This window comes from Dactylosporangium sp. McL0621, assembly GCF_049995355.1.
Classification (GTDB): domain Bacteria; phylum Actinomycetota; class Actinomycetes; order Mycobacteriales; family Micromonosporaceae; genus Dactylosporangium.
On the sequence record NZ_CP188259.1, the window covers coordinates 5525752 to 5549831 of the forward strand.

26 protein-coding genes and 1 pseudogene are annotated in these 24080 nt (G+C 73.6%); 11 read left to right on the plus strand and 16 right to left on the minus strand.

Annotated elements, in window-relative coordinates; genetic code table 11:
- Nucleotides 1–73 precede the first annotated feature (73 nt).
- A pseudogene (locus tag ACPPVO_RS26035) lies at nucleotides 74–1171 on the minus strand (BTAD domain-containing putative transcriptional regulator); the annotation flags it as partial.
- Nucleotides 1172–1276: 105 nt separating this feature from the next.
- On the opposite strand from ACPPVO_RS26035, the gene ACPPVO_RS26040 reads away from it, so the two are divergent.
- From ACPPVO_RS26040 to ACPPVO_RS26050, 3 genes are read left to right on the plus strand one after another with little or no spacing between them, the layout of a single operon-like run.
- Nucleotides 1277–2392 carry a hypothetical protein gene (locus ACPPVO_RS26040; protein WP_426513763.1) on the plus strand — a complete coding sequence of 372 codons (1116 nt, stop codon included), beginning with the start codon at nucleotides 1277–1279 and terminating at the stop codon, nucleotides 2390–2392.
- On the plus strand, nucleotides 2389–2694 hold the full coding sequence (locus tag ACPPVO_RS26045) for a hypothetical protein (RefSeq protein ID WP_426513764.1): 306 nt from the start codon (nucleotides 2389–2391) through the stop codon (nucleotides 2692–2694). The genes ACPPVO_RS26040 and ACPPVO_RS26045 overlap by 4 nt, the downstream gene beginning before the upstream one ends.
- A 49-nt stretch (nucleotides 2695–2743) precedes the next feature.
- A complete protein-coding gene (locus tag ACPPVO_RS26050) occupies nucleotides 2744–3712 on the plus strand; it encodes an aldo/keto reductase (RefSeq protein ID WP_426513765.1) in 969 nt (322 codons plus the stop codon).
- 1 nt (nucleotide 3713) lies between these two features.
- Here ACPPVO_RS26050 and ACPPVO_RS26055 read toward each other — a convergent pair whose 3' ends face one another.
- The 3 genes from ACPPVO_RS26055 to ACPPVO_RS26065 all read right to left on the minus strand — a co-directional run bounded on the left by ACPPVO_RS26055 (nucleotide 3714) and on the right by ACPPVO_RS26065 (nucleotide 6428).
- Nucleotides 3714–4838 carry a serine hydrolase domain-containing protein gene (locus ACPPVO_RS26055; protein ID WP_426513766.1) on the minus strand — a complete coding sequence of 375 codons (1125 nt, stop codon included), beginning with the start codon at nucleotides 4836–4838 and terminating at the stop codon, nucleotides 3714–3716.
- A 138-nt stretch (nucleotides 4839–4976) separates the two neighbouring features.
- Nucleotides 4977–5558 carry an O-methyltransferase gene (locus ACPPVO_RS26060; protein WP_426513767.1) on the minus strand — a complete coding sequence of 194 codons (582 nt, stop codon included), beginning with the start codon at nucleotides 5556–5558 and terminating at the stop codon, nucleotides 4977–4979.
- Nucleotides 5559–5564: 6 nt separating this feature from the next.
- The gene (locus ACPPVO_RS26065; protein ID WP_426513768.1) at nucleotides 5565–6428 is read right to left on the minus strand and encodes an SDR family NAD(P)-dependent oxidoreductase; all 864 of its coding nucleotides are present in this window, start codon (nucleotides 6426–6428) and stop codon (nucleotides 5565–5567) included.
- 83 nt (nucleotides 6429–6511) lie between these two features.
- Here ACPPVO_RS26065 and ACPPVO_RS26070 point away from each other — a divergent pair, with 83 nt between their 5' ends.
- The 3 genes from ACPPVO_RS26070 to ACPPVO_RS26080 all read left to right on the plus strand — a co-directional run bounded on the left by ACPPVO_RS26070 (nucleotide 6512) and on the right by ACPPVO_RS26080 (nucleotide 8907).
- Nucleotides 6512–7063, plus strand: coding sequence for a TetR/AcrR family transcriptional regulator (locus ACPPVO_RS26070; protein WP_426513769.1), 552 nt, complete (start codon nucleotides 6512–6514; stop codon nucleotides 7061–7063).
- 243 nt (nucleotides 7064–7306) lie between these two features.
- Nucleotides 7307–7801, plus strand: coding sequence for a Tar ligand binding domain-containing protein (locus ACPPVO_RS26075; protein ID WP_426513770.1), 495 nt, complete (start codon nucleotides 7307–7309; stop codon nucleotides 7799–7801).
- The gene (locus ACPPVO_RS26080) at nucleotides 7798–8907 is read left to right on the plus strand and encodes a methyl-accepting chemotaxis protein (protein WP_426513771.1); all 1110 of its coding nucleotides are present in this window, start codon (nucleotides 7798–7800) and stop codon (nucleotides 8905–8907) included. Before ACPPVO_RS26075 ends, ACPPVO_RS26080 begins: the two co-directional genes overlap by 4 nt.
- Before the next feature lie 56 nt (nucleotides 8908–8963).
- Here ACPPVO_RS26080 and ACPPVO_RS26085 read toward each other — a convergent pair whose 3' ends face one another.
- The 4 genes from ACPPVO_RS26085 to chrA are packed head-to-tail and all read right to left on the minus strand — an operon-like array spanning nucleotide 8964 to nucleotide 11775.
- Complete coding sequence (locus ACPPVO_RS26085) at nucleotides 8964–9395, minus strand: chromate resistance protein ChrB domain-containing protein (protein WP_426513772.1); 432 nt, start codon at nucleotides 9393–9395, stop codon at nucleotides 8964–8966.
- Entirely contained in the window at nucleotides 9392–9946 is a 555-nt protein-coding gene (locus ACPPVO_RS26090; RefSeq protein WP_426513773.1) for a Chromate resistance protein ChrB, read from the minus strand. Before ACPPVO_RS26090 ends, ACPPVO_RS26085 begins: the two co-directional genes overlap by 4 nt.
- The gene (locus ACPPVO_RS26095) at nucleotides 9943–10371 is read right to left on the minus strand and encodes a hypothetical protein (protein ID WP_426513774.1); all 429 of its coding nucleotides are present in this window, start codon (nucleotides 10369–10371) and stop codon (nucleotides 9943–9945) included. Before ACPPVO_RS26095 ends, ACPPVO_RS26090 begins: the two co-directional genes overlap by 4 nt.
- Nucleotides 10372–10422: 51 nt before the next feature.
- Complete coding sequence (gene chrA, locus ACPPVO_RS26100; RefSeq protein ID WP_426513775.1) at nucleotides 10423–11775, minus strand: chromate efflux transporter; 1353 nt, start codon at nucleotides 11773–11775, stop codon at nucleotides 10423–10425.
- Nucleotides 11776–11861: 86 nt separating this feature from the next.
- Here chrA and ACPPVO_RS26105 point away from each other — a divergent pair, with 86 nt between their 5' ends.
- Nucleotides 11862–12107, plus strand: a complete 246-nt coding sequence (locus ACPPVO_RS26105) for a chromate resistance protein ChrB domain-containing protein (protein ID WP_426513776.1) — start codon at nucleotides 11862–11864, stop codon at nucleotides 12105–12107.
- Nucleotides 12104–12472, plus strand: coding sequence for a hypothetical protein (locus ACPPVO_RS26110; RefSeq protein WP_426513777.1), 369 nt, complete (start codon nucleotides 12104–12106; stop codon nucleotides 12470–12472). The genes ACPPVO_RS26105 and ACPPVO_RS26110 overlap by 4 nt, the downstream gene beginning before the upstream one ends.
- Nucleotides 12473–12477: 5 nt before the next feature.
- Here ACPPVO_RS26110 and ACPPVO_RS26115 read toward each other — a convergent pair whose 3' ends face one another.
- The 3 genes from ACPPVO_RS26115 to ACPPVO_RS26125 form a co-directional block, all read right to left on the minus strand.
- Complete coding sequence (locus tag ACPPVO_RS26115) at nucleotides 12478–13149, minus strand: hypothetical protein (protein ID WP_426513778.1); 672 nt, start codon at nucleotides 13147–13149, stop codon at nucleotides 12478–12480.
- Nucleotides 13146–14237, minus strand: a complete 1092-nt coding sequence (locus tag ACPPVO_RS26120; protein WP_426513779.1) for an erythromycin esterase family protein — start codon at nucleotides 14235–14237, stop codon at nucleotides 13146–13148. Before ACPPVO_RS26120 ends, ACPPVO_RS26115 begins: the two co-directional genes overlap by 4 nt.
- Nucleotides 14238–14311: 74 nt before the next feature.
- The gene (locus ACPPVO_RS26125; protein WP_426513780.1) at nucleotides 14312–15133 is read right to left on the minus strand and encodes a universal stress protein; all 822 of its coding nucleotides are present in this window, start codon (nucleotides 15131–15133) and stop codon (nucleotides 14312–14314) included.
- A gap of 169 nt (nucleotides 15134–15302) precedes the next feature.
- On the opposite strand from ACPPVO_RS26125, the gene ACPPVO_RS26130 reads away from it, so the two are divergent.
- Entirely contained in the window at nucleotides 15303–15989 is a 687-nt protein-coding gene (locus ACPPVO_RS26130) for a CBS domain-containing protein (protein ID WP_426513781.1), read from the plus strand.
- A 15-nt stretch (nucleotides 15990–16004) separates the two neighbouring features.
- Here ACPPVO_RS26130 and ACPPVO_RS26135 read toward each other — a convergent pair whose 3' ends face one another.
- Complete coding sequence (locus tag ACPPVO_RS26135) at nucleotides 16005–17237, minus strand: acetyl-CoA hydrolase/transferase family protein (RefSeq protein WP_426513782.1); 1233 nt, start codon at nucleotides 17235–17237, stop codon at nucleotides 16005–16007.
- Complete coding sequence (locus tag ACPPVO_RS26140) at nucleotides 17225–18208, minus strand: Acg family FMN-binding oxidoreductase (RefSeq protein WP_426513783.1); 984 nt, start codon at nucleotides 18206–18208, stop codon at nucleotides 17225–17227. Before ACPPVO_RS26140 ends, ACPPVO_RS26135 begins: the two co-directional genes overlap by 13 nt.
- 219 nt (nucleotides 18209–18427) lie before the next feature.
- Here ACPPVO_RS26140 and adhE point away from each other — a divergent pair, with 219 nt between their 5' ends.
- Nucleotides 18428–21085, plus strand: coding sequence for a bifunctional acetaldehyde-CoA/alcohol dehydrogenase (adhE, locus tag ACPPVO_RS26145; protein ID WP_426513784.1), 2658 nt, complete (start codon nucleotides 18428–18430; stop codon nucleotides 21083–21085).
- A complete protein-coding gene (locus ACPPVO_RS26150; RefSeq protein ID WP_426513785.1) occupies nucleotides 21063–22043 on the plus strand; it encodes an Acg family FMN-binding oxidoreductase in 981 nt (326 codons plus the stop codon). The genes adhE and ACPPVO_RS26150 overlap by 23 nt, the downstream gene beginning before the upstream one ends.
- A gap of 138 nt (nucleotides 22044–22181) precedes the next feature.
- Here the strand turns inward: ACPPVO_RS26150 and ACPPVO_RS26155 are convergent, their stop codons facing one another.
- The 3 genes from ACPPVO_RS26155 to ACPPVO_RS26165 form a co-directional block, all read right to left on the minus strand.
- Nucleotides 22182–22409 (minus strand): SHOCT domain-containing protein, encoded by a 228-nt coding sequence (locus ACPPVO_RS26155; protein ID WP_426513786.1) that lies wholly within the window; start codon nucleotides 22407–22409, stop codon nucleotides 22182–22184.
- Between the two features lie 38 nt (nucleotides 22410–22447).
- On the minus strand, nucleotides 22448–22825 hold the full coding sequence (locus tag ACPPVO_RS26160) for an HPF/RaiA family ribosome-associated protein (RefSeq protein WP_426513787.1): 378 nt from the start codon (nucleotides 22823–22825) through the stop codon (nucleotides 22448–22450).
- Nucleotides 22826–23153: 328 nt separating this feature from the next.
- On the minus strand, nucleotides 23154–24020 hold the full coding sequence (locus ACPPVO_RS26165; RefSeq protein ID WP_426513788.1) for a universal stress protein: 867 nt from the start codon (nucleotides 24018–24020) through the stop codon (nucleotides 23154–23156).
- Nucleotides 24021–24080: the final 60 nt, after the last annotated feature.

Genomic DNA, 24080 nt, shown 5'->3' on the forward strand with positions numbered 1-24080 from the left:
CGACGTCGCGGGCGTTGTCGAGCACCAGCAGGACCCGCCGATCGGCGAGCAGGCTGCGCAGCAGCGCGGACCGGGCCTCGGCGGTCGCCGGGACCTCGCCCGCGGGCACCCGGAAGGCGTCCAGGAAGCCGCGCACGGCGGCGTCGGGGTCGGCGGGCGGGCGCCGCGGGTCGAACCCGTGCAGGTTGACGTGGAGCTGCCCGTCCGGGAAGGCGGCGCGCATGCGGTGCGCCCAGTGCAGGGCCAGGGCGGACTTTCCGCTGCCGGGCATGCCGGAGATCACGACCACCCGCGGCGTCGCGCGCATCGCCGCCTCGTCGGCGAGGATCGCGTCGAGGCGGGCGAGCTCGGCCTCGCGGGCCACGAACCCGGGCACGTCCATCGGCAGCTGCGCCGGCCCGGCGGCGGGTGCCGTGGCGGTCTCCGGCGGGGGCGCGTGGCCGGCGCGGAGGATGCCGCGGTACACCTCACGCAGTGCCCGGCCCGGGTCGGCGCCCAGCTCGGCGAGCAGCCGGTCGCGGGTCGCCGCGTAGCAGTCCAGCGCCTCCGGGGTCCGGTTCAGGGCCGACAACGCCCGCATCAGCAGCGCGGTCAGCGGCTCGACCAGCGGGTGCTCGGTGACGAGCCGGCGCAGCGGGGTGAGGACCGCGGCCGGGTCGCCGGCCGCGAGCTCGGCCTGGGCCCAGCGGATGGCCAGCTCGAGGCGCTGCTGCCGCAGGTCGTGCCGGACGTGTGCGGCCCAGTCGCCGGGCACCCCGGCCAGCGGCGTACCGCGCCAGAGCCGCAGCGCCTCGCGCAGCGGCCCGACCCGGTCCCCGCCGGGCGGCCGGTCGCGCGCGGCCTGCTCGGCCAGCGCCGCCGAACGGTGCAGGTCCACGAGTTCGGGCCGGGCGTCGAGCACGTACCCGCCGGACTGCCGGCGGATCCCGACCGTGCCGGCGGGGTCCAGCGGCTCGAGGACCCGTCGCAGCCGTGCGATGTGCGCGTGCAGCGCACGGCGGGCGCCGTCCGGCGGCCGGTCGCCCCAGACCCGGTCCACGAGGGTCTCGGCCGTCAGGACCCGGCGCACGTCATAGGCGAGCGCCGCGAAGACGGCCCGGCGCTGGGGCGGCCCGAGCGGCACGGCGGCCGGGCCCACCAGCTCGACCGGTCCGAGCAGACGGATCTCCATCACATCACCAGATCCATCGTGAGGCCCGGCGACAACATTTCGACAACATCGTGACCCACCGGCCGGGTCCAGGCTCGGTACGGGCGTCGAGAAGAGGTGGTGGGAGTGTCGGACCTTTCGCTGGAAAGCACCAACCAGGCGTACAACGGCACGGAGATCGTCGGGCACAGCGCGTATGAGAGTTTTACGAACGACTTCGTCCTGAAGATCAACGACGTCGGCGGCTCGGCCGACGGAATTCATGTGTTCGCACCGGGCGGTTCGAACCGGGGCGGCGACGCGATCCGCGCGGAAGGGCTGAACCACGGAGTTCTGGGGATCGGCAACCTCGGGGTCGAGGGACGGGGCGAGTTCGACCCCGGCGTGCTGGGCACCAGCAGCCGATCGGACGGGGTGCTGGGCCGCGGCGCGCTCAACGGGGTCGCGGGGTACACGAGCAACTCCGGCGCCAGCGGGGTGTACGGCGACAACGCCGGCGGGGGGCGCGGGGGCCCGGGGGTCGCCGGCCATTCGAACAACGGCAACGGCGTGCAGGGCGTGAGCGCGGGCGGCTACGGCGTGTACGGCGAGAGCGGCTCCGTGCACGGCGTGGTCGGCAAGAGCAACGGCAACTACGGCGTCTGGGGCAACGGCGCCGCCGGTGGCGTCTTCGCCGGGACCAACATCGGAATCCTGGCCAGCGGGCCGATCGCCGGCAGTTTCCGCGGCGACGTGAAGGTGTCGGGAACGCTCACGAAGGGCGCCCTCGCGTTCCGGATCGACCATCCGCTGGACCCGGACAACAAGTACCTCAACCACTCCGGCGTCGAGTCGACGGACATGAAGAACATCTACGACGGGCTCGTCGAGCTCGACGAGCGGGGCGAGGCCACGGTGCTCCTGCCGGAGTGGTGCGAGGCGCTGAACACCGACTTCAGGTACCAGCTGACCTGCATCGGGCGCCACGCGCCGGTCTACATCGCCGCGAAGATGCGGGACAACCGGTTCCGGATCGGCGGCGGCGAGCCGGGCCTCGAGGTCAGCTGGCAGCTCACGGGGGTGCGGCAGGACCCGTTCGCGCGGGCCAACCGGATCGTCGTCGAGGAGGAGAAGCCCGCCGGGGACCGCGGGCGCTTCGTGCATCCCGAGGTTCACGGCCGGCCGGACCACCTGTGCGTCGCCGACCTCGCGGACCGTGTGGCCGAACTCTGGGTACCGGACGATGGGACGGCGCTGAAATGATCACCAACTGGGGGACGTTCGACCGGGGCGACCCGGCGGAGCTGTGCCGGTATCTCGCCCTGCAGGCCCTGCAGGGGGAGCGTTTCGAGGTGTGGACGACCGACGAGCCGTATCTCGCGATCGGCGGACGGGGCGACTGCGTCGTGACCGTCACCGTCGCTCCGTACGAGAACGGCGGGGGTACCTGGATCGCGGTGTGTGCCGTCGGCACTTCGCCGGAAGCGTCCGAGCGCGCGCGCAACGCCGTGCGCGATCGGATCCAGCACGCCGTCCCGCCGCCGATCCATCTTCCGCACCTGTAGACACCGCGCGCTTGACCTGGAGTGCGCTCCAGGTGGCAGGGTCGGCCGCATGAGTGACGCGACGCCGTCCCCGCTCGTGCTCGGGGCGATGATGTTCGGTACCACCATCGACGAGGCGACATCGTTCGCGCTGCTGGACCGGTTCGTCGAGCGGGGTGGCGTGTGGATCGACACCGCCGACTGCTACGCGTTCTGGGCCAGTGCCGACGGCCGGGGCGGCGGCAGCGAGCGGGTGCTCGGGCGCTGGCTCGCGGCCCGGCCCGGCGTGCGGGCGCGGGTCCGGATCGCCACCAAGCTCGGGGCCGAGCCGATCGAGCCCGGGTCGTGGCCGGCGCGCCGGGAGGGGCTCTCCGCGGCGGCGGTACACGATGCGTTCGCCGGCAGTCTCGACCGGCTCGGGATCGACCGGGTCGACCTGCTGTGGCTGCACCGGGAGGACCGGTCGGTGCCGATCGAGGAGACCGTGGAGGCGCTCGCGGGCCTGGCCGCGGACCGGTTCGGCGTGTCGAACTTCCCGGCGTGGCTGGTCGAGCGCGGCCGTGCGCACGCCCGTGCGATCGGGGCCACGCCGTTCGACGCGCTCCAGCTCAACGCGTCCTACCTGCGCCCGCGGCCGGGAACGCTCCCACCCGGCGTCGTGCACCGCTTCGGCGTGCTCAGCGACGAGCAGGCCGACCACGCCGCCGAGCACGGGATGGACGTGTGGGCGTACACGCCGCTGCTCTCCGGCGCCTACGACAACCCGGAGAAGGCCATCCCCGCGGTGTACGACCACCCGGGCAACACGGCCCGGCTCGCCGCCCTCGACGCGGTCGCCGCCGAGACCGGCGCGGCCCGGGGCCAGGTGGTGCTCGCCTGGCTGCTGAGCCGCGGCCTGCGCCCGATGCTCGGCGGCAGCAAGCTCCACCAACTCGACGCGGCCCTCGACGGCGTGGCGCTCCAGCTGACCCCCCGCCAGCTGGAGCGCCTCGATGAGCCGGACCGGTACGAGTGGGCCGATCCCTACGCCGAGCGGTGACTCAGCACAGAGCCGCGTCCACGGCGTTCGACACGTCGGCGACCATCTGCTCGGTCGTGGGCAGGCCGGTCACCGCGACCACGGCGCTGCGGCCGTCCGTGGTGACGAGGTTGCGCGTCTCGAAGCCCTGGATGTCGCCGCCGTGGCCCCAGGCGTCGCCGCCGCACGGCAGCGCGTGGCGGGCGAGGCCGAGACCGTAGTCCCAGTGCTCGGTCGGCTCGAAGGCGGCCGCCGGGACGGTGGTCATCATCGCCTTCTGCTGCGCCGGCTCGAGCAGCTTTCCGGCGACGAGCGCCTCCAGGAACGCGCGCAGGTCGGCCGGGGTCGAGACCAGCTGCCCGGCCGACCAGCCCAGCGACGGGTCCATCTCGGTGACGTCGACCCACGGGGCGCCGGGGGCGACGGCGACGTACCCCTGCGGATGCCGGCCCCGCAGGCGCTGCTCGCCGACGCCCGGCCAGTACGTGTCGCGCAGCCGCAGCGGCTCGATGATGCGCCGGGTGATCTCCTCGCCGATTGGCCGCTGGGCGACCCGCTCGGCGATGAGCCCGGCGAGGACATAGTTCGTGTTGCTGTACTCCCACTGCGTCCCGGGCGCGAAGCCCGGCGGCTTCGTGAGCGCCGCGTCGATGAGCCGGCGCGGCTCGAAGTACGCGTGGCTCAGCCCGACCAGGTCCTCGGGCCTGGTGAACAGGACGTCGTCGTAGTCGGGCAGGCCGCTGGTCTGCTGCAGCAGCTGGTGCACGGTGATGCGGGCCCCGTCGTTGCCGTTGCCGCGCACGATGCCGGGCAGGTAGTGCTCGACCGTCTGGTCGAGGTCGATCTTCCCCTCGCCGACGAGCTGGAGCACGACGACGGCGGTGAAGGTCTTCGTGTTGCTGCCGATGCGGACCTGCCCGTTGGCCGGGACCCCACGCCCGGAGGTGTACTCCCGGACGCGCCCGTCGGCCCCGCGGACGGACGCGAGCGCGCCCGGGAACCCGTCGGCCTGCACGAGGTGGTCGAGCTGCTGCTGGGCGGTGTCCCGAGCGGGCCCCGCGAACGCGGCGGGCACGGCGGCTCCGGCCCCGGCGAGCACGGCCGACGCGCCGGCCGCCACCAGGATCATTCGGCGATTGCGTGTCATCGTTGGCATACATCGAACGCTATGAGCGAACACGCCCGGCGGCGATGCAGCGTACTGGCCGATCGGGGTAGTGCAGGCTGTACCTCGCGCGATCACACGGCGCCGTGCGGCCGAGCGCCGGGCGGGCCCGCGCGGCACTCAGCCGACGCGCCACGCCAGGTGCAGGCCCTTGCCGATGTCGACGGTGCGGCCGCTCAGCGCCGGCTCGTCCCGCAGCAGCGAGAGGAACGCGGCGACCTCGCCCGGGTGGGACAGGACGTTGTCGATGACGATCAGGCCGCCGGGGCGCAGCACACGCAGGGGATGCGGCCACCAGCGCGGGTACTCGGTCCGCTCGGCGTCGAGGAAGAGCAGGTCGACGGCCGCGTCGGGCAGGCTGCCGAGGTACTGCCCGCCGTCGGCCCGGTGCAGCCGTACGCTCTCGCGCAGCCCGGCCCGCACGAGGTTCTCATCGGCGGCCGGGTCGGGGGTCACGTCGACGCTCGTGAGGCGCCCGCCGGTGCGGGCCAGCGCGTCGGCGAGCCAGATCGTGGAGTACCCGTTGGACGTCCCGATCTCGACCGCCTCCCGCGCGCCCGTGATCTGCGCGAGGGACCACAGCAGCCCGGCGCTCGCGGGCTCGAGGTTGCGGCGGGTCAGCAGGCGGTCGTTCTGGGTCGCGTCGAACGCGACGCCGTCGGCGTACAGCTCGTCGAGCAGCTTCTGCAGGGCCGCGTCCATGGTGACTCACGATAGCTGCAGATCGAGCCGCATATCGACGCCGGTCGCGGTTTGCGCGACGCGCCACAGGCGCTCGGCGAGGGCCGGGTCGGTCGCGGGCGCGACGATCGGGTCGGCGTAGACGGTGTCGTCGGACCGGCGCAGGTGCGGGCCGAGGAAGACGCCGGCGCGGGCGCCCGGGTCGGTGGCCGCGTAGAGCAGCGGGATCGCGCCGCGCTCGGCGGGCCGGCCGATCGCCGCCTTGGCCAGGGCCATGAAGGCGCGGCCGGCGCGGCTCGGCAGGTTCGCGTTCATCGGGGTGTCGGCCAGGCCCGGGTGCGCGACGAGGCTCCGGATCGGGCGCCCGGCGGCCTGAAGGCGCCGGTCGAGCTCGAGGCCGAACACGAGCGTGGCGAGCTTCGAGCCGACGTAGGCGCGGCCCTTCGAGAAGCCGCGCTCGGCCGCGAGGTCGTCCAGATCCAGTTTCTTCATGTGGCGGTACAAGTTGGAGCCCACATGCACGATCCGCGCCCGGCCGTCGGTGCGCATCCGGTCGAGCAGCAGGCCGGTGAGCGCGAAGTGGCCGAGGAAGTTGGTGGCGAACGTGCTCTCGAAGCCCTGCGGGCTCAGCTCCCGCGGCCGGTTGCCGATGCCGGCGTTGTTGACGAGCACGTCGATCTCGCGGCCCTCGGCGTGCACCCGCGCGGCGAACGCGCGTACCGAGTCGAGGTCGAGCAGGTCGAGCGGCCACGCCTCGAACTCGGCCGCCCGCGCCGGGTTGCGTACGGCCGCGATGACGTGCGCCCCGCGCGCGGCGAGCTGCCGCGCGACGACCTGGCCGAGCCCGCTGCCGGCCCCGGTGACGATTGCGGTACGTCCGGTCTGGTCCATGATGCCGTCCCCTCGTCGGGAGCGGATAGATTATCCGCTGCGATCCGAACGGTAGCACGCAGCGGATGAGTTATCCTCTAAGTGTGACCTTGCGCGCAGACTCCGCCCGCGTGCGCGGCCAGATGCTCGCCGCGGCCCGCGAGCGCGTCCGCGGCGGCGACCTCGACCTGCCGATGAACGCGATCGCCAAGGACGCCGGGGTGGGCGTCGGCACCGCGTACCGGCACTTCCCGAACCGCCAGGCGCTGCTGGAGGCCCTCGCGGCCGAGAGCCTGGGCACGCTTGTCGCGGACGCCGAGGCGGGTGCGGCCGACCCGGACCCCGCGGCCGGCTTCGCGGCCCTGCTGCGCAACGGCCTGCGCCTGCTGCGCGACGATCCGGCCCTGGCCGCGGTGCTGTCCTCGGCCCAGCCCGCGTGCCTGGCCGCGACGACCGACCTGACGACCCAGCTCGGCGGCGCGGTGCAGACGATCCTGGCCCGCGCCCGCGCGGGCGGCGCCATCCGGCCGGACGTCACCGCCGACGACGTACGCCGGCTGATCTGCGGTCTGCAGCACGCGGTCGCCGCGGGCGCGGACTCCGGCGCCGAGGACCGCTACCTCGACATCCTCCTGGCCGGCCTGCGAGCCGCCTAGGGGCTGTATCGAAGTGGATGGCCGGGCTGCGGCGGACTCAGACGCCGCCGGGAACCGTAGCGGTCACCCCGATACAACCCCGGTATCGGGGCGCGCCCGGCGCGGCCCCAGCCGACGCCTGAGCCTCGCCTCGCTCCGACCCCCACTTCGATACAGCCCCTAGATTTGGGGATTTGTACCGCGAGGAAGATCCGCTTTTGTACCGTGGGGTGAGCTGAGACTACGGGCGCCGTGGAGGTTCCGGTGGCTGCAGCTTCCCGCGGTTGGTTCGCCAATCTCAGTGTCCGGCTGAAGATCCTCACCGCGATCGGCGTCGCCGCGGCGGTCGCGCTGGCGGTGGGCGTCACCGGCTTGGTGGCGCTGTCCAACGCGAGCGCGATGGCGCAGCGCATCTACTCCAACAACGTGGCCAGCGTGACCGCGATCGCGCAGATCCGGGGCTCCTTCTACCAGGCGCGCATCGACCTGGCGAACCAGGCCGTCTCCCAGGACGCGCCGACCGTCGCCAAGTACACCGACTCGTTCCTGCAGGACCTGAGCAACTTCGAGGCGGCGGTGGCGGCCTACCGCGGCACCGGCCCGGCCGGCGAGCCGAAGCTGATCGACGAGCTCATGTCCAAGTACCGGACCTGGGTGCAGATCGCCAGGACCAAGCAGCTCGTGGCCGGGGCGGCCAACGACATGTGTCCTGGCAGACCACCCGGGACACCGAGATCGCACCACTGCTCACGACGATGAACACGGACATCGCGGCGCTGTTCTCGGCCGAGTCGGCCGACGCCGCGAAGTCGGCCGCGTCCGCGCGCAGCGCCTACCAGCGCAGCCGTACCATCTCGATCGTCCTGCTGGCGGTGGGCATCGTCCTCGCCCTGGCGTTCGGCCTCATCGTCGCCCGGGGCGTCATCCGGGCCCTGGACCGGGTCCGGACGGTGTGCGAGGCACTGGAGCGCGGCGACCTCACCGCGACCACCGGCCTGGCGTCGGACGACGAGCCCGGCCGCATGGGCCGGTCGCTGGACAACGCGCTGGCCCGGCTGCGCCAGACGGTGCTGACGATCGACGGCTCGGCGACCTCGCTGGCCGGCGCGGCCGAGCAGATGTCGGGGGTCACCACGCAGATCTCGTCGTCGGCCGAGGAGACCTCGGTGCAGGCCCAGGCCGTGTCGGCCGCGGCCGAACAGGTCTCGCGCAGCGTCGACACCGTCTCGTCCGGCAGCGAGGAGATGGGCGCGTCGATCCGGGAGATCTCGCAGAACGCCTCCGAGGCCGCGCGGGTCGTGGTCGAGGCGGTGGCCGCCGCGGCCGCGGCGTCGTCGACGATGAGCAAGCTCGGCGAGTCCTCCGCCGAGATCGGCAACGTCGTCAAGGTCATCACGCAGATCGCGGAGCAGACGAACCTGCTGGCGCTCAACGCGACGATCGAGGCCGCTCGGGCCGGGGACGACGGGAAGGGCTTCGCGGTCGTCGCCTCCGAGGTCAAGGACCTGGCCCAGGAGACGGCCCGGGCCACCGAGGACATCGCCCGCCGGGTCGAGGCGATCCAGGCCGACACTGGCGGCGCGGTAAACGCCATCGAGCAGATCTCGCAGGTGATCGCCCGGATCAGCGACTACCAGACGACCATCGCCTCCGCGGTCGAGCAGCAGACCGCCACGACGTCGGAGATGAGCCGCAGCGTCGCCGAGGCCGCCTCCGGCGTGGGCGAGATCGCCGCCAACATCACCGGCGTCGCCGAGGCCTCGCGGGTCACCAGCCACGGCGTCACCGAGTCCCAGCAGGCCACCAACGAGCTCGCCCGCATGTCGACCGAGCTGTCCGGTCTGGTCGCAACGTTCAGGTACTGAACGCGGCCGTAGCAGGGGTGGGACGCGTTCGACGGCGACAGCGACGCGGGGTCCGGTCAGGCGGGTTCGCGGCCGAGGAGGAGCCGGCGGCGGTGGTACTCGTGGAGTCCGTCGAGGATCGCGCCGCCGACGCGGAGCATTTCCTGGTCGTCGTTGAGCATGGACAGGCCGCGGAGGATGACGTCGAGGCCGGCGGCTTCGGGGGCGTCGAAGCGTTCGTCGTCGAGGTCGGCCTCGTGGATGAGTTCGGCGAGTTTCCACAGGACGGGGTCGGTGAGTTCGTACCGGCGCAGGATGGTCTCGAAGCTGCAGTCGCCGCCGTGGTGGCCGAGCTCGGCGCCGCGCATGTCGAAGGCGGTGGCGTCGTCGGGGGCGGTCTGGCCCGGGTCGACGAAGTGGAACTCGGCGTCGGGGTCGATGTGGCGGCGGATGAGCCAGGCGCAGGCGACGCGGTCGACGTGTACGCCGGCGCGGGTGGCCCACCTCATGGCCGGCTCCGGCGACCTCGGCCGGTTGGCATCTCGGCCGTGGTGCTGTCCGGTGCCGTGGTGCTGTCCGGCGCGGTGGTGCCGTGCGTTTCGGTGGTGAGGGCGGCGACGGCGGCGTGGGCGAGATCGCGGTCGGCCGGTGGGAAGAAGTCGCGGCGGTCGATGCGGCGCAGTTCGTCGCGCAGCCGTCGTGCGGTTCTGGCTCGCTCCGCCGCAGGTTCGGCGGCGGCCCGGGCGGCGGCGGTCAGGACGGACCGGTACTCGGCGGCGCGGGCGTGCTGCATCGCTGCGGCGAGGTCGCGTTCGTGGTCGGTGCTCGCGGGGGTGGCCAGCCAGATGGCGGCGGTGCCGCCGGCGTCGGTGATCTCCTCGGCGATCCAGTCGAGTTGTTCGCGGGTGCGGGCGTCGGCGGGCAGGGCGACCAGGCCGTCGCCGATGCGGGCGACGCCGAGCCGGTCGAGCTTGCGCCACACCGCGATGCGCGGGCTGGAGGGCTCCCGGGGGATGCGGTACGACAGCAGCACCCACTGCCCCGCGCCGACGGCGCTCACGAGCGCGTCCCGCGTGCCGTCAGCTCGGCGGCGAGCGCGGTGACGAGGTCGTGGATCTCGTCACGCAGCGGCGTGTCGAACGCCTGGTGCCGCAGCCGCCAGCTGACCGCGCCGGGGATCGGGGGCTCGTCGCAGTCGATCGCGACGACGAGGTCCGGGTCCGGGACCGCCGAGACGGGCCGCGGCAGCCCGGCGTCGAGCGCGGCGGCGGCCCGGGTGCCGGCCAGCAGCCGCGCGGCGTGGGCGCTGACGGTGGCCTGCGGCCGCGTGCCGGCCGAGACGGCGCGCCAGCCGCCGACGTGGAGGGCGTCGAAGTACGCCTGCGCGATGCGGCTCTTCCCCGCGCCGTGCGGGCAGACGAACAGCACCACCCGCCCGCCCGGTGCGGCCGCGGCCGGCTGCGGGTGTGACTCGCCGTGTGTCATGGGTCTCAGCTCCACCGGGACAACCTCAGACTCTCGGTAACCATGGTTACATCACAAGCAGGACTTCAGGAACCCGCGAAGCCGGCGAGACCGGCGGCAAGGCCGAGACACCAGCAGTCCGGCCACGAGGGCGACCGCCAGCGCGGCCGGGCGCAGCGAGCCCAGCTCCGGGACCACAGCGTGCACCGGGCCGGCCGTGATGGCCCGGTTCGCGGCGAACAGGGTGTGCAGCGCGAAGTACAGGCCGAGGTTTGCGATCACGCCGACGACCGCGGCCGTAATGCCGGTCAGCGCCGCGGACAGGGCGTGGTTGCCGCGCAGCCGCTCCACGTAGGGGGCGCCCAGCAGGACGAACAGGAAGCATGGCACGAACGTCACCCACGTGGTCAGCAGCGAGCCGAGGACGCCGGCCAGCCAGGGGTTCAGGCCGCCGGGGTGGTGGTAGGCGCCGAGGAACGCCACGAACTGCACCACCATGATCAGCGGGCCGGGAGTCGTCTCGGCGAGGGCCAGGCCGTGGACCATGTCGCCGCTGGACAGCCATGCATAGTGCTCGACCGCCCGCTGCGCGACGTAGGCGAGCACCGCGTACGCGCCGCCGAAGGTGACCACCGCGGTGCCGGAGAAGAACACTCCCTGCTGGGTGAGCACGCTGCCGGGCCCGCCGAGGGCCGCGGCCGCGGCCGGTGGCGCGGACCACAGGACCAGGCCCACGCCGAGGATGATCGCCGTCCGGCGGCCGGACGGCGGCGCCTGGTGCAGGGCGTCGTCGGGAATCAGGGGACTCGGCCCGTCTGCCCGTTCCGCGTGGCCGCTCGCCGCGACGAGGCCCGGCCGGACCCGGTGCAGGGCCCATCCGGCGACGGCCGCCGCGACGATGACGATCGGGAACGGCACCCCGAACACGGCGAGGGCGGCGAACGCCGCCGCGGCGAAGCCGACGAGGACCCGGTTGTGCAACGCCCGCCGGCCGACGCGCCACACCGCCTGGGCCACGATCATCACCACGGCCGGGCCGAGGCCGGCGAACACCGCCGTGACCACGGTCGTCGTGCCGAATCCGACGTACACCATCGAGAGTGCGAGCAGGGCCAGCACGCCCGGCAGAACGAACAGGGTGCCGGCGAGGAGCCCGCCGGCGGTGCCGTTGAGCAGCCAGCCGACGTAGATCGCCAGCTGTTGCGCCTCAGGTCCGGGCAGGAGCATGCAGTAGTTCAGCGCGTGCAGGAAGCGCCGCTGCCCGATCCACCGCTTCTCGTCGACGAGGTGCCGCTGCATGACCGCGATCTGCCCGGCCGGGCCGCCGAACGTCTGCAGCGAGATCAGCGCCCACGCACGCACCGCCTGCCGCAGCGGCACCACATCCCGCACCGCCACCGGCCCGTCCTCGGCGTCCGCCCGCATGCCCACACCCTCTTCCGGTCATCCTAATGCAACCACGGTTACATTGGCGGTAGGATGGCGGGGTTGCCGCCGCGGGAGGTGCCGCCATGCAGTGGGTCACACGAGAACGCCCGAAGGTCGACCGGATCGCCTGTCCCTGGCTCATCCGCCGGTTCATCGACCACGAAGCCGAAATCGTCGGGTCCCATCCGTCCGGCGCGGCGGTGCGCGCGATCGGCGCTGCCGGCGCCGACGTCGAGACCGAGGACCAGCGCCTGCTGGAGCGCGGGCTGTTCGTTTACGACGCGCTCTACGAGCACTGCCGGCGTCGGACAGCGCAGGCCGCGGCATGATCAGCTGGACGGCGATTCTTTACGGCGCAGCATTGTCCGCGCTGTTCGGCGGCCTCCTGGTGGCGGCCGCCGACCGGGGTGCCCGGCTCCCGGCCGGGGCCGGCGCGGCCGTGGGCGCCTTCGCGGGTCCGATCGCCTGGAATGCGATCCTGCGCGCCACCCACGCCGCCACGTTCTTCACCGACGCCCCGATCGCCGTCATGCCGGCCAGCTGGCAGGACACCGGCTCCGGGGTCTTCACCATTGCCGTTACCGCCATCGTCCTGGGCTTCGGTGCCCACGCCACCGCGCCGGCCCGCCGCGTCGTCGCGCTGTCGATGCTGGCCGGGCTGGCGGCGTTTCTCGTGGACGTGTACCTGTACTGAGCCGGTCACGCCCCGCCCAGCAGCAGGGACTCGTGGGTGTCCCAGAGCCAGCGCAGGTAGTCCGCGAGCTCCGCCGGCGTCGCGAGCCGGCCCTCGCCGGCGTACGTCAGGATGCGCTGCACCTCGCCCGGCACCAGGTCGTACGCCGTCGCGCCGGTCTCCGGGACGCGCCGGTGCGGGGCCACCGCCACCGGGACCGGGATCAACGGGATGCGTACGCCGGCGCGGTCCAGCTCCCTGAGGACCGTGAGGTACGCGCGCGGCAGGTGGTACGGCGACACGGCCAGCGCCAGGCTCGCGAGGCCGTGCGCCCGCACCTGCTCGGCGATCCACACCGCCTGCGCGCCGGTGTGGGCCGCCGGCTCGGGCTGGATGTGCACGCCCCCGGTGCGGCGCAGACCGAGGCCGCGCAGGTGGTCGAGGGTCAGCTCGACGTACGTGGCCTCGGCCGCGTTGGTCGTCGCGAGCAGCAGCCGGCGCAGGTGCGGGCCCGCCTCCCACAGCCGGATCGCGTGCGCCAGGCGCCAGTGCTCGCCCTGGCCGCTCGGCACGGCGAGCGCGTCGACGCGCCCGGCCGCCGCCTGCGGCAGGGCGAGGATCATCGTCACGGCCTTCGTCACGTCCAGGAGGCCCTCGACGGAGACGCCGACGAGACCATCCACCACCCGCTCGATCACGGTGACGATGGTATGTGCAGGATCGCATCGACCCCGGCGATGGTCTCGGCGTCCAGCGGCAGGTAGCCCTGCCGCGGCTCGACGTCGGTGCGGGTGCGGGCGGCGGGAACCGCGGCCGCCTCGGTCAGGCCCGGCCTCAGGCGCCCCTCGTACGTGTCCGGGTCCGGCGCGCCGAGACCCTTGGCCGCGCTCGAGCCGAGGCTGCCGGCGATGACGTGGTACCGCTCGCCCAGCAGCGGGGCGACGATCGAGCCGGCGCCGCTCCACACCAGCTCCAGGTCGCCGATCGCCCAGCGGCTCGGGCCGCGGCGCAGGTGGGAGTTGTGGCCGAACAGCAAGGCCGGGGTGTCCCGCAGGTCGAGCAGGTTCTCGGCGATGAGCACGTCGCGCACGGCCATCAGCCGCGAGACCCGCGTGCTGCGGTCGGGGTCGGCGACGGCGCAGGCGCGGTGGTACCGCAGCAGCGCAATTCCGGCCGTGAGCCGGATCCGCGCCCGGCGCCAGGCCGCGGCGGACGTGGCCGCGATCAGCTCCGGCCCGCGCATGTGCAGCTCGGTCAGCATGTCGTCGGCGATCATCCGCAGCCGCCCGGCCTCGGGGGTGGCGCCCGGCGACATCGCCGGATCGAGCACGGCCTCGGTGCGCGACCACCGCTCGTCGTCGCCGGCCAGCCCGTCGATGCCGATTTTCAAGCCCAGATACCCGCGGGTGTACTCCATGTAGCCGCGCGGGCTCGGCGCGCTCATGTTCTCGGTGGGCGCGTCGAAGCCCTGCAGCGACAGCCGCTCGTGCGGCGGCCGGGCCTCGTTGTGCTCCCGCATCCACACGACCAGCTCGCGGTTGGCCTCCAGCCGGCCCCACTCGTGCGAGAACCCGTCGCGCAGCACGGTCTCGAGGTCGCCGACCCCGTCGCGCACGTAGTCGTCGACGATGAGCGCGGCCACGCGGTCGATCTCGAGCGCGATCGTGCGGAAGCCGCGCCCGGCCAGCTCGGCGAACAGCTCGTTGCGCTTGCGGGGAAAGGCCTCTTCGAAGTGCGTCGGCTCGCCGAACGCGAGCAGCTCACAGGAGTCCGGAACAAACGTCATACATGCGGATCGTACCGCTGTAACAACGGTTGAAGGTTGAGCCGGAACTCGCCGCGTGGGTGCGCGTCGAAGTCTCAAACCACGGATGTATGCACGAACAGCAGCGGGCAGGCGGCGTGGTAGAGCAGGCGGTGGCCCACCGAGTCGGCGAGCAGCGCCGACGCCGGCCCGTGCGGCCGGCCGCCGAGCACGAGCAGCCGCGCCTCGCCGGACGCGTCCAGCAGCACACCGGCCGGGTCGCCGCCGGGCACGCGGGCCGTGGCGGGCACCGTCGGGTACTTGTCGTGCCAGCGCTGCACGTCGTCGGTGAGATCCTGGAGCAGGTTCGTGCGGCCCTGTATCGCGTTGGGGACCAGCGGCGGGATGCCGATGCCCCACGGCGCGGCCGGCGGCGCCAGGACGCGGACGGCCACGACCTCGGCGCCGCGCCGGGCCGCGAACTCGAACGCGACGGCCAGCAGCCGGTTGTCGTGGTGCGAGCCGTCGACGCCGACGACGACCGGGCCCTCGGCGTCGGGGCGGCCGCGGACGACCGCGACGGGGCCGGGCGCGCGCATCGCCACCCGGGTGCCGGTGGCGCCGTGCAGCGCCTCGGCCAGGGCGGTGCGCTCGTGACAGCCGACGACGGTCAGCTCGGCGTCGCGGGCCAGGCGGGTGAGCACCTCGGTCGCGCCACCGGCGACGACCTCGGCGGTCACGGGCAGGCCGGTGTGCCGCGCGCGGGTCGCCTCGGCCACCCGTTCGACGTACGACCCGGCGACCGGCTCCTCGGACCGGACGTACACGATTCGCAGACGGGCCGCGCGGCTCACCGCCTCGTCCGCGGCCCAGCTCACCGCCGCATCACCGGCCGCGGTGCCGTCGATGCCCACGATCACTTCGTCGATGCCGTTCATGGCCGCCTCCCGCATCCGCTCGGATCTGCCTCGAACGTCGCACGCCCACGCCGCCGCAACCAGGGGCCTACGGCTCGCCCGGCACGTGCCGTTAGACCCTGTGCGGGCGCGCCGGGCGGTCATACGTTCGGACCGTGACGATCGGACTACCGGGCGAAGGAGGCCTGTGATGAGCCGCTGGGACGTTGCCGACGTGATGACCGTCGGCGCGGTGTCGGTCCAGGAGGACACACCGTTCAAGGAGATCGTCGATTTGCTCGAGGCGCACGGGGTGAACGCGCTGCCGGTGGTCGACGCCTTCGACCGGGTGGTCGGGGTGGTGTCGTCGGCCGACCTGATGGCGAAGATTGAGTTCGCCGGCGACGACGACCGGGTCCGGCTGTTCGAGGCCCGGCACACCCGCCAGGCGCGCGGCAAGGCGCACGCCACCGCGGCCGGCGACCTGATGCACGCGCCGGCCGTGACGATCACGGGTGGCGCGTCACTGCCGGCCGCGGCGCGGATCATGGAGGCGGCCGGGCTCAAGCGGCTGCCCGTCGTGGACGACCTCGGCCGGCTGGTCGGCATGGTGACACGCCGCGATCTGCTGAAGGTCTTTCTGCGCACGGACGAGGCCATCCACCGCGACATCCTCGCCGAGGCCGCCGACGGCCTGCCCGGCGTGGAGGCCACGCAGCTGCGGGCCGAGGTCGATGACGGCGTCGTGACGCTGCTGGGCCAGGTCGAGCGCGCCTCCGTCATCCCGTCGCTGACCCGCCGGATCGAGCGCATCGACGGCGTGGTCGACGTGGTGAGCCACCTGTCGGCGGTGCTCGAGGACGAGGCGCGCCCGTACCAGGCGCCGGTCATGTTCTGAAGGGCCGGGACGGCGTCAGCGCAGGGGCAGACCCAGGCGCCGTCCCGCGTCCAGCAGCGAGTCGCGCACGCCCGGGTGGGCGGCGTGGTCGAGAATCTCCTGCGCCTGCTCCACCGAGTCGCGGCCCCAGATCTGGGCGGTACCCTGCTCGGTGACGATGTAGCTGTGCTGGAACGACGTCACCGGCCCGGACAGCAGCGGCACGACCGCCGACACGTCCGCCTTCGGGTGCCACGAGCGCAGCGCGATGATCGCGTGGCCGCCCGCGGAGTGCATCGCCCCGACGATGAAGTCCGTCTGACCGCCGAAGCCGGAGTGGGTCCGGGCGCCGACGCGGCTCGCGTTGGCCTGGGCGAACAGGTCGACCTGCAGGGCGCTGTTGATGCTCATGAGGCCCGGGTGCGCGGCGATCGCGGCCGGATCGTTTGTCTTCTCCGTGCGCAGCATCCGCACCCGGGGGTTGCGGTCGATCCAGTCGTAGAGCTCCTCGGAGCCGAAGCAGAACGACGCGGTGACCGGGGTGTCGGCGTCGAGCGCGCCGGCCTTCTCCAGGGCCAGGGCGCCGTCGGTGAACATCTCCGACCAGACGCGCAGCCCGCGCCGGTGCCGCAGCGCCTCGAGGGTGGCGTCGGGGATGGCGCCGATGCCGAGCTGCAGGGTGGCCTGCTGCGGTACCAATGCCGCCACCCGCTCGCCGATGGTCCGCGACGTGGCGTCGGGCGCGGCCGGGGCGTGCGTGGCCAGGGGCTCCCCGGCCTCGACGAGGTAGTCGACCGCCTCGACCGGCAGCTGAGCGTCGCCGTACGTGACCGGCATGTGCGGGTTGGCCTGGGCCACGACGATGCCGCCGCGGGCGCGGACCGCCTCGACCGCGGCGGGCAGCACGTTGACCTCGACGCCGAGGCTCACCGCGCCGCCCGAGGCCGGCGACGTGTGCAGCAGGACGACGTCCGGTACGAGGCGCTGGCGCAGCAGGTCGGGGACGAGCGAAAGGCGGCAGGGGAAGTACCGCAGCCGCGCACCACCCCGCATGCCCGGCCCGACGAACGACGTCTCGTGGACGACGCCCTCCCGGTCCGGGATGCCGGGCTGGGCGTTGAGCATCACGAGCCGGAACTCGGCGATGCTCGCGTCGGCGATGGCCAGCAGCCGCGCCGGCGCGGCGAAGTTGCCGCTCGCGACGATCCTCGGCACACCGGGCAGCGCGCCGAGGATGTGGCCGAACTCGGTCTCGCTCACCGTTCGCATGGGTTCTCCCTCCGATGGGAATGCAGCAGGAACGTTCGCAGCGGCCGTCGGCGGCTCGCCTCGACGGGGCCGCCGTAGCCGACGCGCAGGATCATCTGCGGATGCCAGACCCCGCCGGGCGCGGCGAGCATCCGGCGCAGGTGTGCCACCTCGAGCGCCTGGGTCATCGGCTGGACGGCCAGGCCGTGCAGGGTGGCGGTGAGCAGCACGCGCTGCAGGGCACCACCGGCGTCGAGCCAGGCTTCGGGGGTATCGCCGCGGGCGTGCAGGACGACGAGCGTCGGGTGCCGCTCGAAACGGGCCGCCTCCCGCGACAGCCGGGGCAGCGCGAGCCCGAAGTCCCGCAGCGGCAGGCCCGCGGTCGTCGCGCGGGGCCCGAACCAGGGGGCGAGCACGCCGTCGCGCCGGTCGCCGCGTTCGCTGGTCCACCGGGCGAGCTCCCGCCGGTACCGCGGATCGGTCCGCTGCCAGGCATCGGCGGCCTGGGTGATGGCCAGCACCGCGCCGCGGCGCACCGGGTCGAGCACGACGAGCCGGGTGCTCCCGCCGGCGGCGGCCCGGCGCAGCGCCTCGAGCACGGCCCCGGGCACGGCGGCGTCGTCGTAGGGGCCGCGGTTGGTCCGGCGGCGGTTGATCGCCAGGGCGAGGGCCTCGATGTCCGGGCTCGGATCGCGGGTGGCGACCGGCACCACGCGCACCGGCCCGCCGGCGGTCGCCGGCCGTTCCAGCCGCGAGACCCAGCCGTCGGCGGCGAGCGCGAGCCGCAGGTTGCACACGGCCGCCCCGACGCTGATGTGCAGGGCGCGGCCCGCGGGATCGGTGGCCGGGAGGGCGCGCTCGGCGTCGTCGTACACGTCGAACCCGGACCCGTCGAACCGGAACCGCCACGGCTGGGTGTTGTGCATCGAGGGTGCGGCGACGGCGGCGTGCAGGCACGCGGCGGTCGTCCGGTCCGACAGCTGCTCGGACATGGTGTCGTCACCTCCAGCGGCGGATGCCCCTCCGACGGTGGCGGATTCGGCCCGACGCGGACAGGGCCGATAGTCCCGATCCCGGGGGCCGGTCCGGCCGCGGCCGGGGTTCGGGACCAAAGGCGGAACCGCGCGGGACCGGTGGCCCTGGGGGGCCGGGCCGGCAGGGCGAACGATCGAAGGTGGATCGACCGATCCGTGCCGCCGAGAAGGGATGTGATGACGGTGACCGGGACGCTTGCCCCGACGCCCGCCGAGCTCGAGCTGAGTGTCGAGGACACCGCGGCCGCGATCGACCGCGTGGTTCTCCGGGCGCTGGGCGCGCTGGACGGGTACACCGGACTCGACCAGGAACGCATCGACCACATCGTGAAGAAGGCGTCGGTGGCCGCCCTGAGCGCGCACGGCCGCCTCGCCGAGCTGGCCATCGAGGAGACCGGCCGCGGCGTGTTCGAGGACAAGGCGGTGAAGAACGTCTTCGCCTCCGAGCACATCGCCCACAGTCTCGCCGGGCTGCGCACGGTCGGGGTGGTGGCGCGCAACGAGATCGACGGCATCGTCGAGATCGCCGACCCGGTCGGCGTCGTCTGCGCCGTCACGCCGGTGACGAACCCGACCTCCACGACGGTGTTCAAGGCGCTCATCGCGCTCAAGACCCGCAACCCGGTCGTCTTCGCCTTCCACCCGTCGGCCCAGCGCTGCAGCGCCGAGGCGGCCCGGATCGTGCGCGACGCCGCCGTGGCCGCCGGCGCGCCCCGGCACTGCATCCAGTGGGTCGAGCAGCCGTCGATCGAGGCGACCCAGGCGCTCATGGCCCACCCCGGCGTGGCCGTCATCCTGGCCACCGGGGGCGGCGGCATGGTCCGGGCCGCCTACTCGGCCGGCAAGCCGACGCTCGGCGTCGGGCCGGGCAACGTTCCCGCGTACATCGAGCGCAGCGCGGACGTGGTGCGCGCGGTCCACGACATCGTGGTGTCCAAGACGTTCGACAACGGCATGATCTGCGCCTCGGAGCAGGCCGTCATCCTCGACGAGGCGATCGAGGAGGAGGCTCTCGCACAGTTCGAGCGGCTGCACGCGCACGTGGCCACGCCCGAGGAGAAGCGGCGGCTGGAGCGGCTCATCTTCGGCGACGGCCCGCGGGTCAACCCCGACGTCGTCGGCCGGTCCGCGGCCTGGATCGCCGCGCAGGCCGGGTTCGCGGTCGCCGAGGACACGTCGGTCATCCTCGTGCCCGTCGCCGAGGTCGGCGCCCAGGAGCCGCTGACCCGGGAGAAGCTCTGCCCGGTCCTGGCCGTACTGCGGGCCGGCTCCCGGGAGGACGGGTTCCGCCTGGCCCAGGAGATGGTCGAGCTCGACGGGCTCGGCCACAGCGCCGTCATCCACACCGCCGCGGCCGATGTGGCCGAGGAGTACGGCCGGCGCGTGAAGGCCGTTCGCATCATCTGGAACTCGCCGTCGTCGCAGGGCGGGATCGGCGACGTCTACAACGCCTTCCTGCCCTCCCTCACGCTCGGCTGCGGCAGCTACGGGCGCAACTCGGTGTCGGGCAACGTCTCGGCGGTCAACCTGCTCAACATCAAGCGGGTCGGGCGGCGGACGAACAACCTGCAATGGTTCAAGATCCCGCCGAAGATCTACTTCGAGCCGAACGCGATCCGGTACCTCACCGACATGCCCGACGTCCACCGGGTGACAATCGTGACCGACCCGACGATGACCCGGCTCGGGTACGTCGACCGGATCCGCACGGCGCTGCGGGCCGGCGCGAACCCGGTCACTGTCCAGATCCTGGACAACATCGAACCCGAGCCGACGATGGCCACCGTCGAGCGCGGCGCCGAGCTGATGCACCAGTTCCGGCCGGACACGATCATCGCGCTCGGCGGCGGCTCGCCGATGGACGCAGCCAAGGTCATGTGGCTGCTGTACGAGCACCCGGGCACCGAGTTCGCCGACATGCGGGAGAAGTTCTTCGACATCCGCAAGCGCGCCTTCACCTTCCCGACCCTCGGCCGGCTCGCCCGCCTGGTGTGCATCCCGACCACCTCGGGCACCGGCGCGGAGATCACGCCGTTCGCGGTCATCACCGACACGAAGACCGGCCTGAAGTACCCCCTGGCGGACTACGCCCTCACCCCGAGCGTCGCAATCGTCGACCCGGTGCTCACCGCCGACCTGCCGCCGGCCGTCACCGCCGACAGCGGCTTCGACGCGCTCACCCACGCCACCGAGGCGTACGTGTCCGTGTACGCCAGCGACTACACCGACGGCCTGGCCCTGCACGCGATCCGGCTGATCTTCGAGAACCTGCCCGCGGCCGTGCACCGCGGCGCGGCCGACCCGGTGGCCCGCGAGAAGATGCACAACGCCGGCTCCATCGCCGGCATGGCGTTCGGCAACGCGTTCCTGGGCATCGTGCACGCGCTGGCCCACACGCTCGGGGCGACGTTCCACGTCGCGCACGGCCGCACGAACGCGCTGCTGCTGCCGCACGTCATCCGGCACAACGGCAAGGTGCCGGCGAGGCTCAACTCGTGGCCGAAGTACGAGCGGTACGTGGCCCCGGAGCGCTTCCAGGACATCGCCCGGATGCTCGGCCTGCCCGCGGCCACGCCCGAGGAGGGCGTCGAGTCCTACGCCCGGGCGGTGGAGCGGCTCCGCGCCGACGTCGGCATCGAGCCGTCGTTCCAAGCGGCCGGCGTCGACGAGCAGGCGTTCCTGGAGGCGCTGCCGCAGCAGGCGATGAACGCGTACCTCGACCAGTGCGCCCCGGCCAACCCGCGCATGCCGATGCTGGCCGACCTGCGCGAGATCATGCGGACCGCCTACTACGGCGGGGAAGGAGCGGGTCATGACAACCCCCGGACGAGCTGAGATCGACCAGGTCGCGGAGGCGTCGATCGCGGCCCTGCGCGCCCCGTCCATCTTCAACACCCAGCCCTGGCGCTGGCGGCTGACCGGCAACCACGGCGAGCTGTGGGCCGACCACACCCGCCGGCTGGACGGCCTCGACCCCCACGGCCGCCTCCTGCTGCTCAGCTGCGGCACCGCGCTGCACCACGCCGCGGTCGCACTGCTGGCCGCCGGCTACGCGGCCGACATCACCGTGCTGCCGGACCGGCACCGGCCGGATCTGGTGGCCCAGGTGCGGCAGGGCTCCCCGTGCGAGCCGCACGACCTGCTGTACCGGGCCATCTACCGCCGGCGCACCGACCGGCGCCCGTTCGCCGACGCCCGACCGGCCGGCGCGATCCTCGCCGAGCTCCGCTTCGCCGCCGAACGCCACGGCGTGCGCCTGCACCTGCTGCACTACGACCAGCTGGCCGCCCTGGCCGCCGCGGTCGACCACGCCGGCGCGTTCGAACGCGCCGACCCCGCGATGCGCGACGACGTGCAGAAGTGGACCACCCGCACGCGGCCGGACCGCGACGGCGTCTCGCCCCGCAGCGTCACCGGACCCACCGACCGCCGGATCGCGCCCCGGGACTTCGCCGTGGCCGTACCGGCGGCGCTGGACCCGGGCCCGGGCAGCGACCGCGGGACCGTGTACGTGGTGCTGGCCATCGACGGCGATGAGCCGCGGGACTGGGTCGCGGCCGGGGAGGCGCTGTCGGACGTCTGGCTGACGCTTACCGCCCGCGGCCTGGCCGCGTCGCCGATCAGCGAGGTGATCGAGGTCGAGCCGGTACGGCAGGCCCTGGGCCGCCTGCTCGGCGCGGGCCACCCGGCGATCGCGCTGCGTCTCGGCGTGCCGGTGCCCGACAGCGAACCGGTACCACCGGCCGTGCGCCGCTCCGGTACCGACATCATCGGACTCCCCGGACAATCCTGAACGACGTGCGAACAGCGGCGCGGACCCGACCGGTCCGCGCCGCACATTCATGTCCGCTCCGACGGGGCGTGCCCGGCGGCGTCCGCCCCGCACGGCGCCGCCGCGGGAAGGTCCCGCGGCGGCGCCGGTATTTCCGGGTCAGGACGTGCGCAGGCGGTTCAGGCGGCGGTGGTACTCCTCATCGTCGATCTCACCGCGGGCGTAGCGCTCCGCGAGGATCGCCGCGGCGTCCCGGCCGCTGTCCGGCGAACCGGGGCGGCGCAGGGCGTAGACGACCACGCCGGCGGCCGCCAGGAACACCAGCAGCGTCAGCACCAGGCCGCCCATCGGGAAGCCCATCATTGCGTAGTAGTGATGCCACATCATCGTGACCTCCTCCAGATGTCGCCGCCGCACCTCGACGGCTACCGGTGTTCGTGGGTGTCCCGCCGGTCCAGGCGCGCCTGCAGGCGGTCCTGCAGCAGGTCGAGGGCCTCGTACGGGGTGTCGGCGCACGCCTCGGCGTGCAGTACCCGGCCGTTGACGTCGATCTCCGCGCGGGCCTTCACCGGCCGGACGGCCGCGGGGTTGGCGATCCGGTCCAGCCGGACCCGCGCGAAGAGCACCGGCCGGGCGGTGTGACCGAGGACCGCGGTGACCTTCTCCCGGGCGTAGCGCTGGATCTGCGGCTCCATCCCCGGCTGCAGCTGCACGTTGATCTCGACCTCGTCGTGGGTGCGGGACATCGTCGTCGTCCTTTCGCCGAACGGGCCGGCGGTGGAGATCCGACCGCCTGAGATCATTTGATCTCCGTCGCGGGCCTTCGGGCAGGGTCTTGCGACCCGCGTTCGGGGACAGTGGTCCCGTGCCGGTCGTCCACCCGGCGCGGATGGACGAGCTGGCGCACCAGTTCGCGCCACCACCGCCGTCCGCCGCGCCGGTGAGCTCGTTCGGGCCGTACACAAGCCGCCGGCGGTCGGCCGCGCAAGGCCGCGCGGACCGCAGCGCAGGTCCCGCATGAGCAGGCCGACCGGTTCCCGCGGATCCTGCGCGACGGGCACCGCGCCAGGTTGTTCGGATGCGGTGCTCATCGCGCTGCTCCCTTCACCGCGGCGGCGCGGTGGCGATCGGTCATGCGTCCCGGCGCTCGTGTGCGATGAGCACCGGGCACTCGGCGTGGTGCATGAGCTGCTGTCCGACGGAGCCGACGAGCAGGCCGGCGAACCCGCCGTGGCCGCGGCTGCCGACGACGACGAGCTGGGCGGTGTGCGAGACGCCGATCAGGACCTTCGCCGCGCGCCCGGCGGTGACGAGGGCCTCGACCTTGACGTCGGGGTACTGCTGCCGCCACGGGGCCAGCGACGCGTCCAGCGCCGCCCGCTCGTACTCCTCGACGTCCCCCACCGGCAGCGACGGCTGAGCCGGGGTGAGGTGGGCGCGGATCGCGACCAGCTCGACCCCCCGGGCCCGGGCGGCCGCGAACGCCAGGCCGAGCGCGTCCTCGCCGGAGGCGGAGCCGTCGACCCCGACCACGACCGGCCCGTACGTCACAGCGGTCCGCCCGCGCACGACGGCGACGGGGACGCGTGCGTGCGTGGCGACCTGCTGGCTGACCGAGCCCATGAACAGGTTGGTCAGCCCGCCGGAGCCGCGGTTGCCGACGACGAGCAGCCGGGCGCCGGTGTCGCCGAGGTCCAGCAGGGTCGACGCGGGCGGCGCATCCACGCTCAGGCCGACGACGTCGATGCCGGTGCCCCGGGCGCGGATCCGCTCGGCGATCCCGCCGACGAGCTTCTGGGCGGCCTCCTGGGCGGCGCCCGTCTGCTCGGTGAAGGTGGCGTAGTACGCGCCCGGCCACAGAACCTGGTAGGCGTTGACGATCTGCAGCTGCACGCCGGTGCGCTCGGCCTCGTCCGCGGCCCACTCCACCGCCTGGCGGGCCTCCTCGGACCCGTCGTAGCCGACGACGATCCGCAGGGGGTTGGTGTTGGTGCTCATCGCTCCTCCTCGATTGTCCCTGGCTTCAGGCTCGGCCCGGCGCGCTCCTGCGGCCAGGGA